12 protein-coding genes are annotated in these 15,040 nt (G+C 75.0%); 3 read left to right on the top strand and 9 right to left on the bottom strand.

Translation table 11 applies throughout. From position 1 onward, the window contains the following. Window positions 1-11: 11 nt before the first annotated feature. Both OG946_RS23045 and OG946_RS23040 read right to left on the bottom strand, forming a co-directional pair. The gene (locus OG946_RS23045; RefSeq protein ID WP_326797916.1) at window positions 12-395 is read right to left on the bottom strand and encodes a DUF3017 domain-containing protein; all 384 of its coding nucleotides are present in this window, start codon (window positions 393-395) and stop codon (window positions 12-14) included. Then, on the bottom strand, window positions 395-1,327 hold the full coding sequence (locus OG946_RS23040) for a bifunctional methylenetetrahydrofolate dehydrogenase/methenyltetrahydrofolate cyclohydrolase (RefSeq protein ID WP_326797915.1): 933 nt from the start codon (window positions 1,325-1,327) through the stop codon (window positions 395-397). The genes OG946_RS23045 and OG946_RS23040 overlap by 1 nt, the downstream gene beginning before the upstream one ends. 111 nt (window positions 1,328-1,438) lie before the next feature. Here OG946_RS23040 and OG946_RS23035 point away from each other — a divergent pair, with 111 nt between their 5' ends. Then, entirely contained in the window at window positions 1,439-2,032 is a 594-nt protein-coding gene (locus tag OG946_RS23035) for a hypothetical protein (RefSeq protein ID WP_326797914.1), read from the top strand. Window positions 2,033-2,128: 96 nt separating this feature from the next. On the opposite strand, the gene purH is transcribed toward OG946_RS23035, so the two are convergent. Together purH and purN are read right to left on the bottom strand one after the other, a co-directional pair. Further along, window positions 2,129-3,739, bottom strand: coding sequence for a bifunctional phosphoribosylaminoimidazolecarboxamide formyltransferase/IMP cyclohydrolase (gene purH / locus OG946_RS23030; RefSeq protein ID WP_326797913.1), 1,611 nt, complete (start codon window positions 3,737-3,739; stop codon window positions 2,129-2,131). Further along, on the bottom strand, window positions 3,732-4,379 hold the full coding sequence (purN, locus tag OG946_RS23025) for a phosphoribosylglycinamide formyltransferase (RefSeq protein WP_326797912.1): 648 nt from the start codon (window positions 4,377-4,379) through the stop codon (window positions 3,732-3,734). Before purN ends, purH begins: the two co-directional genes overlap by 8 nt. Before the next feature lie 224 nt (window positions 4,380-4,603). Here purN and OG946_RS23020 point away from each other — a divergent pair, with 224 nt between their 5' ends. Then, the gene (locus OG946_RS23020; protein ID WP_326797911.1) at window positions 4,604-5,758 is read left to right on the top strand and encodes a hypothetical protein; all 1,155 of its coding nucleotides are present in this window, start codon (window positions 4,604-4,606) and stop codon (window positions 5,756-5,758) included. 142 nt (window positions 5,759-5,900) lie between these two features. Here OG946_RS23020 and OG946_RS23015 read toward each other — a convergent pair whose 3' ends face one another. Beyond that, a complete protein-coding gene (locus tag OG946_RS23015; protein WP_326797910.1) occupies window positions 5,901-7,322 on the bottom strand; it encodes a cell division protein PerM in 1,422 nt (473 codons plus the stop codon). A gap of 319 nt (window positions 7,323-7,641) precedes the next feature. Between OG946_RS23015 and OG946_RS23010 the strand changes: the two genes are divergently transcribed. Beyond that, entirely contained in the window at window positions 7,642-8,670 is a 1,029-nt protein-coding gene (locus OG946_RS23010) for an RNA polymerase sigma factor (RefSeq protein WP_326797909.1), read from the top strand. A gap of 103 nt (window positions 8,671-8,773) precedes the next feature. On the opposite strand, the gene sucD is transcribed toward OG946_RS23010, so the two are convergent. The 4 genes from sucD to OG946_RS22990 all read right to left on the bottom strand — a co-directional run bounded on the left by sucD (window position 8,774) and on the right by OG946_RS22990 (window position 14,971). Next, window positions 8,774-9,658, bottom strand: coding sequence for a succinate--CoA ligase subunit alpha (sucD, locus tag OG946_RS23005; RefSeq protein ID WP_326797908.1), 885 nt, complete (start codon window positions 9,656-9,658; stop codon window positions 8,774-8,776). Window positions 9,659-9,680: 22 nt separating this feature from the next. Further along, window positions 9,681-10,853 (bottom strand): ADP-forming succinate--CoA ligase subunit beta, encoded by a 1,173-nt coding sequence (gene sucC, locus OG946_RS23000; protein ID WP_326797907.1) that lies wholly within the window; start codon window positions 10,851-10,853, stop codon window positions 9,681-9,683. Between the two features lie 183 nt (window positions 10,854-11,036). Further along, window positions 11,037-12,245 (bottom strand): VWA domain-containing protein, encoded by a 1,209-nt coding sequence (locus OG946_RS22995; protein ID WP_326797906.1) that lies wholly within the window; start codon window positions 12,243-12,245, stop codon window positions 11,037-11,039. Window positions 12,246-12,325: 80 nt separating this feature from the next. Next, entirely contained in the window at window positions 12,326-14,971 is a 2,646-nt protein-coding gene (locus OG946_RS22990) for a DUF5682 family protein (RefSeq protein ID WP_326797905.1), read from the bottom strand. Between the last annotated feature and the right edge of the window lie 69 nt (window positions 14,972-15,040).

Raw genomic sequence — 15,040 nt, 5'->3', positions numbered from 1 at the left:
GGCGGCGCCCGTCAGCGTACGGAGAAGTGGACCGCGTCCTCCAGGAACGGCACCTCAAGCCACGGGTCCGGCATCGCGACCAGCGCCAGCAGCACGATCGCCAGGCCCAGCACCCCGAACGTCACGATGTCGGTGAACCGGGACCGCACCGCCAGCATGCCCACCTCCGGCACCGTCCCGCGCAGCACGCCGCCGACGAGCAGTGCCCCGCCGACGATCAGCGTGCCCTCGCGGAACGGGCCCGCGGCCACCGTGATCAGCCCGGCCGCCGCTATCGCGAGCACCAGGAGTATCGGCCACTGCCGCACCGGCGGCGGGGCCTGGCCGGACGCCGCCCGGCCGCCGCCCTCGGGGCGGACCGTGCCGCGGGTGGGGAACGCCGTGCGGCGGGCCATCACGGCGCCGCCGGCGCGGCCGTGCCCATCCCGGACGTATCGGCGACGCCCGCGACACCGGAGACCCCGGACCCGTTCGCCCCCGTCGCGGCCTCCGCCGCCTCCACGACGTTGACCAGCAGCATCGCCCGCGTCATCGGCCCCACCCCGCCCGGGTTCGGCGACAGCCAGCCCGCGACGTCCGCGACGCCCGGGTGCACGTCCCCGACGATCTTGCCGTGCTCGTCGCGGCTCACGCCGACGTCGAGGACGGCGGCGCCCGGGCGGATGTCCGCCGGCTTGATCAGGTGCGGCGAGCCGGCCGCGGCCACGACCACGTCGGCCTGCCGGAGGTGCCCGGCGAGGTCGCGGGTGCCGGTGTGGCACTGGGTGACCGTGGCGTTCTCGGACTTGCGGGTGAGCATCAGCGGCAGCGACCGGCCGATGGTGACGCCGCGCCCGACGACCACGACGTGTGCCCCGTTCAGCTCCACGCCGAACTGGCGCAGCAGCCGGATGACGCCGTTCGGGGTGCAGGGCAGCGGCGCGGGCTCGTTGAGCACGAGCCGGCCGAGGTTCGTGGGGTGCAGCCCGTCGGCGTCCTTGGCCGGGTCGATCAGCTCCAGCACCCGGTTCTCGTCGATGTCACGCGGCAGCGGCAACTGCACGATGTAGCCGGTGCAGTCCGGGTCCTCGTTCAGCTCGCGGACGACCGCCTCGATCTGCTCCTGCGTCGCCGTCGCGGGCAGTTCGCGCTGGATCGAGGCGATGCCGATTTCGGCGCAGTCGCGGTGCTTGCCCGCGACGTACTTCTGGCTGCCCGGGTCGTCGCCGACCAGGAGGGTGCCGAGGCCGGGCGTGACACCCCGGCCCTTGAGCGCCTGCACGCGCGTGGCAAGCTCGGACTTGATCGCGGCCGCGGTGGCCCTGCCGTCGAGAATCTGGGCGGTCATGGCCCCATCCTCCCCGATGCTGCGGGTAACAGACCAATCAGCCGGTCTGGACAGCCGTCCTCGGGCCAGGTCAGTGTGTCAGTACGTCCATAACCGCGGAAGAAGGGCACCGTGAGCCTCCCCGACCAGAACAACCCCTACGGCGGGCCCCAGGGCCAGCAACAGCAGGCGCAGCAGCAACCACCGCAGCAGCCTGCCCAGCAGCAGCCTTACGGCTATCCGCAGTACCCCGGCGCCGGCCAGCCGTATCCGGCGTACCCGGGCGGCCCCGGCCCGTACGGCGACGGCGGCGGCTACCCGACGAGCATCCCGGGCAAGGCGACCGCCGCCCGCATCATGATGTTCATCTCGGCCGGTCTGCAGACCCTGCTCTCGCTCCTGCTGCTCATCGGCATCGCGGTGGCGAAGGATGATTTCGAGGACGGCTTCCAGGAAGGCTCGGGCGTCGAGGTCCCGGCCGAGGCGGTGGCCGTGGTCGCCGGCATCTACCTGGTGCACGCGATCCTGGGCATCGTCCTCGCCTCGCTCTTCGGCAGGGGCGCGGCCGGCGTGCGCGTCGGCAGCATCGTGTGGCTGAGCTTCCTCATCCTCTTCGGCGTGCTGGCGCTCCCGCTCGGCATCATCTGGATCGCGCTCGGCATCATCTCGATCGTGATGGTCGCGAACCGCGACTCCGGGCGCTGGTTCGGGCGCCCCAGGCCGTGACTTTCGTTACGTATACGGACGGAGCCCCGCCGGCGAAGGCGGGGCTCCGTTCGTCTGGGCCGTCCGTGTCGTCCGGGCCGTCCGGCCCGGCGGTCCTCAGTGGTAGAAGTGCCGTGCGCCGGTGAGGTACATGGTCACGCCCGCCTTCTGCGCGGCCTCGATCACCTGCTCGTCGCGGATCGAGCCGCCCGGCTGCACCACGGCCCGTACCCCCGCGTCGAGCAGCACCTCAAGCCCGTCGGGGAACGGGAAGAAGGCATCCGAGGCGGCGTACGCCCCCGCCGCGCGCTCCGCCCCCGCGCGCTGCACGGCGAGCTTCGCCGAGTCGACGCGGTTGACCTGACCCATGCCGACGCCCACGGTGGCGCCGTCCTTCGCCAGCAGGATCGCGTTGGACTTCACCGCGCGGCACGCCCGCCAGGCGAACGCCAGGTCGGCGAGGCCCGCCGCGTCGAGGCCGGCACCCGCGGCGAGCTGCCATCCGGCCGGGTCGTCGCCCGCGGCCTGGAAGACGTCCCGCTCCTGCACCAGCAGCCCACCGTCGACGGGCCGGAACTCCTGGCCGCGCTGCGGCGTCCCGGCGCTGCGCAGGATGCGGATGTTCTTCTTCCGCGTCAGCGCCTCCAGCGCCCCGTCCTCGTACTCCGGCGCCACGATGACCTCGGTGAAGATCTCCGCGACCTGCTCGGCCATCGCCTTCGACACCGGCCGGTTGACGGCGATCACGCCGCCGTACGCGGACACGGGGTCGCAGGCGTGCGCCTTGCGGTGCGCCTCGGCGACGTCGTCGGCGACGGCGATGCCGCAGGGGTTGGCGTGCTTGATGATGGCGACGCAGGGGCGCTCGTGGTCGTACGCGGCACGGCGCGCGGCCTCGGTGTCGACGTAGTTGTTGTACGACATCTCCTTGCCGTGCACCTGCTCGGCGCCGGGCAGTCCTGCGCCGGAGCCGTCGGTGTAGAGGGCCGCGGCCTGGTGCGGGTTCTCGCCGTAGCGCAGGGGGTTCAGCCGGGTGTAGGCGGCGCCGACGAAGTCCTGCGGTCCTTCGTCCGCGGGGGCGTAGTCCGCGGCGAACCAGTTGGCCACGGCCACGTCGTACGCCGCCGTGTGCTGGAACGCCTCCGCCGCGAGCCGCTTGCGCTGCGCCAGGTCGAAGCCGCCGTCCCCGACGGCCTTGAGCACCTCGTCGTAGCGCGCCGGGTTGACGACGACGGCGACCGACGGGTGGTTCTTCGCCGCGCCCCTGACCATCGACGGGCCGCCGATGTCGATCTGCTCGACGCACTCGTCGGGCGAGGCGCCGGAGGCGACGGTCTCGGCGAACGGGTAGAGGTTGCTCACCAGCAGCTCGAACGGCTCGACGCCCAACTCCGCGAGCTGCCGCCGGTGGTCATCGAGGCGCAGGTCGGCGAGGAGCCCGGCGTGCACCCGCGGGTGCAGCGTCTTGACCCGGCCGTCCAGGCACTCGGGGAAGCCGGTCAGCTCCTCGACCTTCGTCACCGGCACTCCGGCGGCCGCGATGCGCGCGGCCGTCGAGCCGGTGGAGACGAGCGCGACCCCGGCCCCGTGCAGCCCGCGGGCCAGCTCCTCCAGGCCGGTCTTGTCGTAGACGCTGATCAGCGCGCGGCGTACCGGCCGCCGGGAGTCAGCCCCGGCAGCCTCTTCCGACGCGGAACCTGCCTTGCCCGGGGACCCAGAATTACTCACCGAACCGAACCTTTCGATCCTCGACGCGGTACCCGTCCCGGGCCAGCCGGCCCACGACGTCGACGAGCAGCCGCCGTTCGACTGCCTTGATGCGCTCGTGCAGCGCCTCGCCCCCGTCCCTGTGGTCCTCCTCGCGGACCTCGACCGCGCCCTGCGCGATGATCGGGCCGGTGTCGACGCCTTCGTCGACGAAGTGGACGGTGCACCCGGTGACCTTCACGCCGTGCGCGAGCGCGTCGCGTACGGCGTGGGCGCCGGGGAAGCTGGGGAGCAGCGCGGGGTGGGTGTTGATGAACCGGCCGCCGAAGCGGGCCAGGAACTCCTTCCCCACGATCTTCATGAACCCGGCCGAGACCACGAGGTCCGGCTCGTACGCGGCCGTGGCCTCGGCCAGCGCCCGGTCCCACTCGGCGCGGGTGGCGAAGTCCTGGACCCGGCAGACGAACGTCGGCAGCCCGGCGCGCTCCGCGCGCAGCAGCCCGGCGGCGCCGGCCTCCGCGGTGCGGTCGGCGCCGACCGCGACGACCTCGGCGCCGTAGGCGTCCGCCCCCTGCGCGGCGACGGCGTCGAGCAGGGCCTGAAGATTCGTACCCGAGCCGGAGACGAGCACGACGAGGCGGGCGGGCGCATGCGGAACCACGGGGGATCTCTCTTCGGCGGGCGATTGTGTGTCCGTACGAGCCGCGAGACCCTGGGGTGCCAGGGGTCCCGGGGAGGGGCGGCGGACGTCTGCCACCATACCGGGCGTCCCCTGGCGGGGCCGCGCCAGGCCGGGCGGGGTAGCGTCTCCGGTAGCAGTTACGCGCGCCCGCGCACGCGCCCCGGCCGCGCGGGCAGACGACCTGAGGAGACGACGCCGTCCAGATGCAGCAGGACCGACGCCGCAGCGCGGCCCTCCGACGCCCCGTCCCCGCAGCGGCCGGGGGCCCTTCGCAGTCCCCCGGCTGGTTCGGCGCGCCCCGGGACGTGCTCGTGCCCGGACAAGGCGGCGTCGTGTACCGCGACTCCAGGCCGCCGTCGGACCCCGAGGCGCCGGCGCCGCCGCCGGAGGACGGCGGGCAGGGCACGCAGGGCGGCCAGGGGGCGCCGGGCGGCCAGGGGGCGCCGGGCGGCCAGGGGGCGCCGGGCGGCCAGGGCGGACAGGGGCAGCAGCCGCAGGGCGGGCCGCAGTACGGGCCCGGGCCTTACGGTGCTCCGCCGCAGGGGCCGCCGCAGATCGGTCCCGGGCCGCAGGACGCGCCGCCGCAGGGGCAACGGCCGCAGGGACCGCAGGGATCGCCCGGTGGCGGCGGCCAGGGCGGTCCGCAGCACGGCGGCCAGGGCGGTCAGGACGGCCAGGGCAACGGGCAGAACGGCGGGCAGGACCAGCCGCCGCCCCCGTGGGGCAACCAGTGGAGCAGCCACCAGCCGCCCCCCGGGCACGGCGGTTGGGGCGGCGGCGACCACGGCCAGCAGGGCACCGGCGGCCCGCAGGGCCAGGGCCAGGGCCCCGGCGGCTCCGGCGACGGGTCGGGGCCCGGCCGCGACAAAGGCCGGGACAACGGCGACGGGCCGGGGAAGAACCTGCGCTGGGACCCGACCGACCCGGTGCAGCGCCGCTCGCGGTACGCGCTGCTCGCCGGCATGTGGGGCTTCTTCTTCGCCCTGTTCAACTGGTGGCCGCTGGCCCTGCTTCTCGGTTCGCTCGCCCTCTACTGGGGCATCGACGCGCTCCGCGGCAAGTCCCGCGCGCCGGGCAACGGTGCGGCCGCCAACGGCCGCGCCAACGGCGGCGGCACGGACGCCTACGGCCAGCCCGTACAGCGCCAGGCCCGGGGCGGCCGCCCGCACACCACGGCGGCGATCACCGGCATCGTGGCGGCGGGCATCACGCTGTCCATCGTGCTCATCGGGTTCTCGGTGCAGATCGCGTACCGCGACTACTTCAACTGCCGCAGCGATGCGCTCACCGAGGCGTCGAAGGAGCACTGCAGCAACGAACTGCCCAAGCCCCTGCGGACGTTCTTCGAGCGCGACTGAGCGCGGGCCGCGGAGCAGTCAGTCAGGTACGTGCCCGGGCGCCCCGCTGCGGCGGCGCCCGGGCACGGTGCGTACGGAGGTGTGGGCTCCTGCCGTACGGTGCCGACTCGCGCCGTACGGCATCGGTTCCTCTCGTACGGCGTCAGTCGCCGCCCGGTTCCTCCTCCCACTCCTCCGCCAGTCGCGAACGCGGCTCCCAAAGCGGCCAGTCCTGCCGCCCCCACGTCCACCGCCGCGCCCGCATCCGCCCGCCGGGCGCCGCCACCGACGTCGGCACCGGCAGCGGCGCCGCGCCGCGCAGCCGGACGGCCCGTACCGTGAGCGCCACCGGCACCCCGACCACCGCCGTCCACGCCACCGCCGCACCACCGGCCTGCCACCACACCGGGCCGAAGGCCGCCAGCGTCTCCGTGCCGAGCGGCCCGCCGGCGAGCCACGCCACCGCTGCCGTGCCCGCGCCGCAGCCGAGCGCCGCCAGCGCCGTCACCCCCACCGTGGGCCACCACCGCCAACCCGGCTCCCGCTCCCTCGCCACCGGCGCCGCGGCCCGCCCCGCGAAGCACCCGACGACGATCCCCGCCGCCACAGGCACCGCCGCGAGGACCCAGGTCAGCGGCCCGCCGGGGCCCTCCCCCGGCACCGCGGCGAGCAGCGGGAAGACGGGCTGCACGGGGTAGTCGGCGGCACCGAGCGGCGTCACCGTGCTCCCCGCCCCGACGGCGAAGCCGGGCCCGAGCCCGTACGCCGCCGCCCACATCGCGGCGTTCGGCAGCAGCGCCAGCGCGAGGAGGAAGACGCCGAACCGGCCGGAGACCGTCGTGGACAGGGAGAGGAAGTGCTCCTGCGCGACGGCCGCGTGGGCGACCAGCGCGACCGCGCACAGCAGCGCCCCGCCGCCGAGCAGCGCGACGACCCCTGCCGCGCCCGCCCGCGCGGCGGCCTCCGCGCGCGGCGCCGCCCCGGCCCGGGCGTCGGCGGCGCCCGGGTGCCAGCGGCGGGGCAGCAGCACGGCGGGCGTCCCGGCCGCGGACCACACCCCGGCGGCGGTGGCCGCCGCCACCGTCAGCGGCACCACGGCGGCGACGCCGAGCGGCGCGGCGCGCAGCGGCCCGGCCAGCGCATAGCCGGTGACCCCGGCGGCGACGACGAGGTAGCCGCAGGCCACCCACGCGCCGGTGGCCAGCGGCGCGAGCTGCGGCCTGCCTTCCTGCGGGGTGAGCGCATCGCGCGCACCGCGGTGCAGGAGGAAGACCGGCAGCGCCGTGAGCAGCAGCGGGGTGAGGCCGACGGGGGCGGGTGTGCCGGTGCGCGTCTCGGTGCGTACGAGATCGGCGCCGTGGGCGAGAAGCCACAGGTCGGCGACGATGTGCAGGGCGCCGCCCGGGCCGCTGTCGGGGTACGGGGACGTGATCCACAGCAGCAGCACGAGCACGGCGAGAAGGCCGAGGCCGAGGCCGGCGGCGAGGAAGCCGCTCGCCAGCGCCGCGGCGACGGCGGCGCCGCGGGCGCCCTGGGCCTGGCGCCGGGGAGATAACGACGGGGCGAGGTCGGTCAATTGACTCACGGCCGCCATGGTGTCAAATTAACCCGTTTCGCCCTGGTAACGAGCGTTTGCCCGTCGTGTTGGCCACGATGGTGCTATGGACCCTGACATATCCCCGCCGCCCGGGCCCCCGGTCCCGCTCGGGCCCCGGGAGAGGCGCCGGCGGCGGCGCGGGCAGGGGCGGTCTCCCGATCTGGAGGACACCGAAGAGATCCCGGTCGTGGGCGTGGCCGGGGCGGGGGCGGATGCGTGGACCGGAGGGACTGGAGCATACGGTCTCGGGCCGGCCGGGGGGACGCCCCGGAACCGCGCCGCGGCGGGCCGGGCGCACCGGGTCGGCGTGTACGGGAACAGGGCGTACCGCGCCGGGCGTCGGGCCGCCGCCGCGCGGAACTCCGCCGCCGCCGACACCACGGCCGCCGCCGCGGAGGCCGCGTACGACGCGCTCTACCAGCGCTGCGCCGCCGACGTCACCCGGCACACGTACCTGCTCACCGGCGACCACGCCCTGACCCGCGAGGCCGTCGAGCACGCCTTCCACCTGGCGTGGGAGCAGTGGCCTGAGGTGGCCTCGGACCGGGATCCGCCGGGGTGGGTGCGGGCGGCTGCGTTCGGTTACGTGCAGGAGCCCTGGGAGTGGCTGCGCGCCCGGTGGCGGCGCCGAACGCGGCGCGGGGTGGCTGTTGGAGGGGAGGAGACGGGCCCGGACGAGACGTGCGGGGAGTTGGGCTGCGGTGAGGAGGCGGACCGGCGGGTGTTCGCGGCGCTGCGGGCGCTGCCGCAGTCGTACCGCAGTGCCGTCGTCGTCTACGACGTCGTCGGGCTCGACCTGCCCGAGGCCGCCGCCGAGCTGGAGGCCAGCACCCTGGCCGCCGCGGGGCGGGTCACGCACGCGCACGAGGCGCTGGCCGAGGCCGTGCCGGAGCTGGGGGCGCTGCCGGAGCGCAGGCGGGCGGAGGAGCTGCGCGCCCGGCTGCGGCGGTTCGCCGCGGCGCAGCCGATACGCACCCTGCCCCCGGGCGCGGCGCGGCAGCGCAGCGAGGCCCGTACGGACCGGCAGTTGCGCCGCTACGCCCTGCTGGCCGCCGTCATCTTCCTGCTCGCCGCCGTCGTCTCCGTCATCGGTGAGGTCCAGGCCCGCAACAGAGCCACGTCGCCCGTGAAGCCCGCGTGGCTGACCGGCCGGTCCGTCTGGCCGCCCGCCACCGGCACCGGCGCCCCGTCCGCACCGGGATCCCGCACCCCGGGCCCCGCCGGCGGCCCCGGCTACGGCCCGCCCGCCGCGCCGCTCGCGCCGGGTCCAGCCGCCGCGCCCGCCGGCGGGCAGGACCACCCGTCCGCGGGACCGGTCCGCGGCACGTCAGGTTGACGCACGCCTGCCCCGGCACGCGCGAGCGGGCCTGCCCCGGGTGGGGCGGGCCCGCTCGCGTTCCGTAACGGGGCCTCTGCCGAGACCTGCGCGGCGAGCCGCGTCAGCCCGCCAGCACCTCGCGGGCCAGCCGCGCCGTCTCCGACGGCGTCTTGCCGACCTTCACGCCCGCGGCCTCCAGGGCTTCCTTCTTCGCCTGGGCCGTGCCCGAGGAGCCGGAGACGATGGCGCCGGCGTGGCCCATGGTCTTGCCCTCGGGGGCGGTGAAGCCGGCGACGTAGCCGACGACCGGCTTGGTCACGTGGGCCTTGATGTAGTCCGCGGCCCGCTCCTCGGCGTCGCCGCCGATCTCGCCGATCATCACGATCAGGTCGGTGTCGGGGTCGGCCTCGAAGGCTTCGAGCGCGTCGATGTGGGTGGTGCCGATCACCGGGTCGCCGCCGATGCCGACGCAGGTGGAGAAGCCGATGTCACGCAGCTCGTACATCATCTGGTACGTCAGCGTGCCGGACTTCGACACCAGGCCGATCCGGCCGGGCTTGGTGATGTCCGCGGGGATGATGCCGGCGTTGGACTGGCCCGGGGTGATCAGACCGGGGCAGTTGGGGCCGATGATGCGCGTCTTGTTGCCGTTGGCACCCGCGTACGCCCAGAAGGCGGCGGTGTCGTGGACCGCGATGCCCTCGGTGATGACCACCGCGAGCGGGATCTCGGCGTCGATGGCCTCGATCACGGCGGACTTGGTGAACTTCTCCGGCACGAAGATGACGGTGACGTCCGCGCCGGTCGTGTCGACGGCCTCCTTGACGGAGCCGAAGACCGGGATCTCACTGCCGTCGAAGTCGACCTTCTGGCCCGCCTTGCGGGGGTTGACCCCGCCGACGACGTTGGCGCCGGACGCCAGCATCCGCCGCGTGTGCTTCTGGCCCTCCGAGCCGGTCATGCCCTGGACGATGACCTTGGAGTCCTTGGTGAGGAAGATAGCCATGGTTTTCTTCTGCCCTCTGTCCTTACTTGGCGGCCAGCTCGGCGGCGCGGTCGGCGGCGCCGTCCATCGTGTCCACCTGCTCGACGAGCGGGTGGTTGGCGTCGCTGAGGATCTTGCGGCCCAGCTCGGCGTTGTTGCCGTCGAGCCGCACGACCAGCGGCTTGGTGACGTCCTCGCCCTTGGTCTTGAGCAGTTCGAGGGCCTGCACGATGCCGTTGGCGACCGCGTCGCACGCGGTGATGCCGCCGAAGACGTTGACGAAGACGGACCGGACGTCCGGGTCGCCGAGGATGATCTCCAGGCCGTTGGCCATCACGTCGGCGGAGGCGCCGCCGCCGATGTCGAGGAAGTTGGCGGGCTTCACGCCGCTGTGCTTCTCGCCCGCGTACGCGACGACGTCGAGGGTGGACATGACCAGACCCGCGCCGTTGCCGATGATGCCGACCTGGCCGTCGAGCTTCACGTAGTTGAGGCCCTTGGCCTTGGCGGCGGCCTCCAGCGGGTTGGCGGCGGCCTTGTCCTCGAAAGCGATGTGGTCGGGCTGGCGGAACTCGGCGTTCTCGTCCAGCGACACCTTGCCGTCCAGCGCCAGCACCGTGCCGTCGGCGGTCTTGACCAGCGGGTTGACCTCGACCAGGAGGGCGTCCTCCTTGACGAAGACGGTCCACAGCGTCTGCAGGACCTCGACGACCTGGTCGGCGATCTCGGCGGGGAAGCGCGCGGCGTCGACGATCTCGCGGGCCTTGGCCTCGGTCACGCCCTCGTTGGCGTCGACGGGGATCTTGGCCAGCGCCTCCGGCTTGGTGGCCGCGACCTCCTCGATGTCCATGCCGCCCTCGACGGAGGCCATGGCGAGGAAGGTGCGGTTGGCGCGATCGAGGAGATACGACACGTAGTATTCGTCGGCGATGTCCGCGGTCTGGGCGAGCATCACCTTGTGGACCGTGTGGCCCTTGATGTCCATGCCCAGAATCTGGCCGGCCTTCTCGACGGCGTCGTCGGGGTCGGACGCCAGCTTCACGCCGCCCGCCTTGCCCCGGCCGCCGGTCTTGACCTGGGCCTTGACGACGGCGCGACCGCCGAGCTCCGCGGTCACCTGGCGCGCCGCCTCGGGCGTGTCGATGACTTCGCCGGCCAGCACCGGTACACCATGCTTGGCGAAGAGATCCCTCGCCTGGTACTCGAACAGATCCACGCGCGTCCGTCCCTTGTGATTCAGTCGTGTCGCGTTGTAATGGCAGGGTCGCCTTGCAGATTAGCCCTGCCCGACAGCCCGGCATAAATTCGGGGTCACACCGGCGCGGTGAGAACGGTCACAAGTGCGGTCCCCGTGTGAGCGGGTACGGATGGGGCACGGGGGACTGCTCTCCGCGTCCCGCTACGTCGCCGCGGGGACGGGCAGCGGGCGGCCTTCCAGCGCCGCCGCCATCACCTCGGGGAACAGCTCGGGCGTACAGGCGAACGCGGGTGCGCCGAGGGCGGCGAGCGCGGCCGCGTGATCACGGTCATACGCGGGCGCCCCCTCGTCGGAGAGCGCGAGCAGCGCGACGAACTGCACGCCGGACGCCTTCATCGCGGCGACCCGCTTCAGCATCTCCTGGCGTATGCCGCCCTCGTACAGGTCGCTGATGAGCACGACCACGGTGTCGGCGGGGCGGGTGATGCGCTGCTGGCAGTAGGCGAGCGCCCTGTTGATGTCCGTACCGCCGCCGAGTTGGGTGCCGAAGAGCACGTCGACGGGGTCACTGAGCTGGTCGGTGAGGTCGACGACCGCGGTGTCGAAGGCGACGAGGCGGGTGGCGAGGGAGCGCATCGAGGCGAGGACGGCGCCGAAGACGGAGGCGTAGACGACGGAGGCGGCCATGGAGCCGGACTGGTCGATGGCGAGGACGACTTCCTTGCGGACGGAGCGGGCGGCGCGCGCGTAGCCGACGAGGCGCTCGGGGACGACGGTGCGGTGCTCGGGGACGTAGTGCTTGAGGTTGGCGCGGATGGTGCGGTCCCAGTCGATGTCGCGATGCCGGGGGCGCTGCACGCGGGCGGCCCGGTCGAGGGCGCCGGTGAGGGTGGCGCGGGTGCGGGCGGCGAGCTTGCGCTCCAGGTCGTCGGTGACCTGCCGGACGACGGTGCGGGCGGTCTCGCGGGCCTCGTCGGGCATGGCCTTGGCGAGGGAGAGGAGCGTGCCGACGAGGTGCACGTCGGGCTCGACGGCGGCGAGCATCTCGGGCTCCAGGAGGAGCGAGGCGATGCCGAGGCGGTCGATGGCGTCGCGCTGCATGACCTGGACGACGGGCGTCGGGAAGTACTCCCGCACGTCGCCGAGCCACCGGGCCACCTGCGGGGCGGACCCGCCGAGCCCGGCCCGCCGCCGGCCGCTGCGGCCGGGTTGCTCTGCGCCCCCGTAGAGAGCGGCCAGCACCTGATCCATCCCGGCGTCGTCCCTGCCCAGCGCGGCCCCGGTCCCGTCCCCGCCGCCTTCACCGCCCAGCACCAGCCGCCACCGCCGCAGCCGCTCTCCCGCGGGGGCGGCGGGAGTGGCAGGTGCGGGAGTCGGGGTCGCGGGCGCGGGGTCGGCGGGGGTAGGCATCGAGGGCTCCTCCTGGGGGGTGTGGGGGTGGGGTGGCGAACCGGGGGTCGGATTCCCTTCGTTGCGGGCTGCGTGCCGGGTCACTGTTGTCCCTTCTCGGTGCCGAGCAGGGCCTGGAGCGCGGGCAGGACGGCGGCCGCGCGGGCGGTGTCGATCTCGTCGGCGAAGCCCGGCAGGCCCTCCGGCTCCGCCGGGCCCGCGGCGGAGGCGCCGCGGCGCACCAACTCGCCGATGGCGCGCCGGGCCCCCGGCTCGTACTCGGCGAACGTCCGCCGCAGCAGCGGCAGCACGTCCGTGAAGGCGTCACCGGACAACCCGGTCAGCCAGCCGTCGACCAGCGCGAGCAGCCGCTCGTCGTGGACGAGGAGCATGCCGCCGTCGCCGCCGAGGAAGCCCTCGACCCATGCGGCGGCGTCCGCGGGCGGCACGGCGTGCGACAGCGCGAGGCCCATGACCCGCTCCGCCTCTGCGGCCGGCATCCGGCCACCGTCGAGAAGCAGCCGCACGGCCCGGCCCCTGATGAGCCCGGGCACGGCGTCCCGGCCCGCCAGCACCCGCAACGCACCGGCCCACCGCCCCCGCAGCGAACCGGCCGTGTCCGGGGCCGTCTTCCTCGCCACCGCGCCATCACCGGCTGCTTTTCCGTCATCACTCCCCGCGTCCGTTCCACGCCCTCCGTGCACCGCACCGCCGGAGGCGTCCCCATCCGAACCGGCGTCTCCCGGCCCCGCGCCCGCGTCCAGCAGCGCCACCGCCGCGTGCACCGCGTCGACGTACGTACGCATCTCCTGCGCCCCGTCCGCGTCGAGCCCCACGCACGCGGCCGGGAGGCCGACGAAGATGCGGTCGGCCAGACCCGTGGCGACCTCCGCGAGCGCCGCGGTCTCCGTGCCGCGGACGTCGCCGTAGCGGACGGAGCGGGCCAGCGCCGGGAGGGCCGCGGCCAGGTGGCCGACGTCGGTGTCGAGCGCGGCGCGGTCGGCGAGTGCCCGCATGGCGACCGGCAGGGCGTCGGTCAGCTCGGCGAGCAGGCACTGCTCGGCCAGCGCCGTCACCTGTGCCAGCGAACCGGCCTGCGCCGCCTCGTACTCGGCCTTGGCCGTGGCCGCCGCGACCACCGTCGTGCCCCAGAGCGCCGCCTCCACGACGCGTACGGACAGGTCCGGCTCCCACCGCAGGCTCCACGTCTCGCGGAACGTGCCGGTGCTCGCCCGGGAGGCCGCGGGCACGCCCCAGTCGATGCCGAGCAGCCGCAGCCGGTGCAGGAGGCGGCTGCGCCCGGCGTCGGTCTCCTTGCGCAGGTCGAGCTGCAGTTCGCGCTCCTCCGCCGCCGGCTTGAGCCGCAACGCCCGCTGCGTACGCGCCAGATCCCGCTGCAGCGGGACGGCGGGCGCCGACTCCGGCACCTCGCCGAGCGCGTCCCCCACGACGAGCCGGTCGGCGACGAGCGCCAGCGGCACCTCGGAGCCGTCGCACATCACGGCCCGTACGGCGTCGAGCGTCTCGGCCAGCCCGGCGAGCGGGCGGCCCCGCATCGTGGCCAGCGCGGTGGCCAGCCGGACGGCCTCGATGACGTGCGCCGACGAGACCGTACGGCCCTCCGCGCGCAGCAGGTCGGCGACCTTGATCAACCAGCGCTCGATGGGCCGGTCCTGTACCTCGAAGAGATGCGCGTACCAGCCGGGGGAGTCGATACCCGCCCCGTAGCCGCTCTGCCGCGCCAGCCGGCGGTGGGTCCACGGCACCCAGGCCACCTCGGTCCTGACCTTGGGCAGGCCCTTGAGCAGACGGCGGTCGGCGGTGACGGTGGTACGGGCCCGCAGCGCGGGCACGTGCCACGCGCCGCAGACGACGGCGACCTGCCCGTCGAACTCGCGCCGCGCCTCCCGCAGCCGCAGCCGCATGTGCGCTTCGCGCACCAGGTCCCGGTCGTGCCCTCCGTCCCCGTACCGCTCGCGCAACGCGCCCATCGCCTCGCCCAGCGCGACGAACGTCGCGGCGACATCACCGCTGCCCGCCGCGGAGGCGGCCTGACCGCGGAGGTCCGCGGTGGCGGCGGAGCCGTCGGCGGCCGACGCCGAGGCGTCCCCCGCATCGGTCTCCGGCGCCGCGCGACCGCGCCGCTCCCCCGCTTCCGCACCCGGTTTCGGCATGCGGTGCTCGATCGCGTCCTCCCACCACCGCTCCGGGTCGTCGTAACCGGCGGCCTCCGCGAGGACCGCCAGCGGGTCGATGCGCAGCGCCTCGGGGTCGGGCCCCGGCCCTTCCCCTCCCTTGCCTCCTGCTCCGTCCCCCTCGTCGGGCCGGCCCCCCTCCGGTCCTTCGCCCGGCCCCGGCCCGCCCGGGGCCAGTCGGCCGGCGCCGGCCATCGCGAGGGTGTGGGTGGCGGGGAGGTCGATGAAGCGGACCGGGACGCCGTGGCGCAGCGCCCAGCGGATCGCGACCCACTCCGGCGAGAAGTGCGCCAGCGGCCAGAACCCCGCCCGCGCCGGCTCGTCCACGGCGTGGGCCAGCAGCGCGACGGGCGGCCGCATGTCCTCCTCTCCGGCGAGCCCGACGATCGCGTCCGCCTCCGGCGGCCCCTCGATGAGCACGACCCGCGGCCGGTACGCGTCCAGCGCCGCGGCGACTCCGCGCGCGGAGCCGGGCCCGTGGTGCCGCACGCCGAGCAGCAGCGGCTCGACGGCCGCGGCGCTCCGCGTGCTCCCCTCCTCCACACCGCTCACAGCCCGCTCCCCCTCCACGACCCCGACTCCCCCGCCCAAGCGCTCCGCACCCCTCCCTGCCACGCCTGC

Source organism: Streptomyces sp. NBC_01808, from assembly GCF_035917395.1.
Taxonomy (GTDB): domain Bacteria; phylum Actinomycetota; class Actinomycetes; order Streptomycetales; family Streptomycetaceae; genus Streptomyces.
This window is presented reverse-complemented; position numbering and strand designations above follow the sequence as displayed.

What these genes read in the sequence shown, in the direction of transcription:
- OG946_RS23045 (WP_326797916.1), bottom strand. Translation starts at nt 395, where the DNA reads ATGGCCCGCCGCACGGCGTTCCCCACCCGCGGCACGGTCCGCCCCGAG.
- OG946_RS23040 (WP_326797915.1), bottom strand. Translation starts at nt 1,327, where the DNA reads ATGACCGCCCAGATTCTCGACGGCAGGGCCACCGCGGCCGCGATCAAG.
- OG946_RS23020 (WP_326797911.1), top strand. Translation starts at nt 4,604, where the DNA reads ATGCAGCAGGACCGACGCCGCAGCGCGGCCCTCCGACGCCCCGTCCCC.
- sucD (WP_326797908.1), bottom strand. Translation starts at nt 9,658, where the DNA reads ATGGCTATCTTCCTCACCAAGGACTCCAAGGTCATCGTCCAGGGCATG.
- OG946_RS22995 (WP_326797906.1), bottom strand. Translation starts at nt 12,245, where the DNA reads ATGCCTACCCCCGCCGACCCCGCGCCCGCGACCCCGACTCCCGCACCT.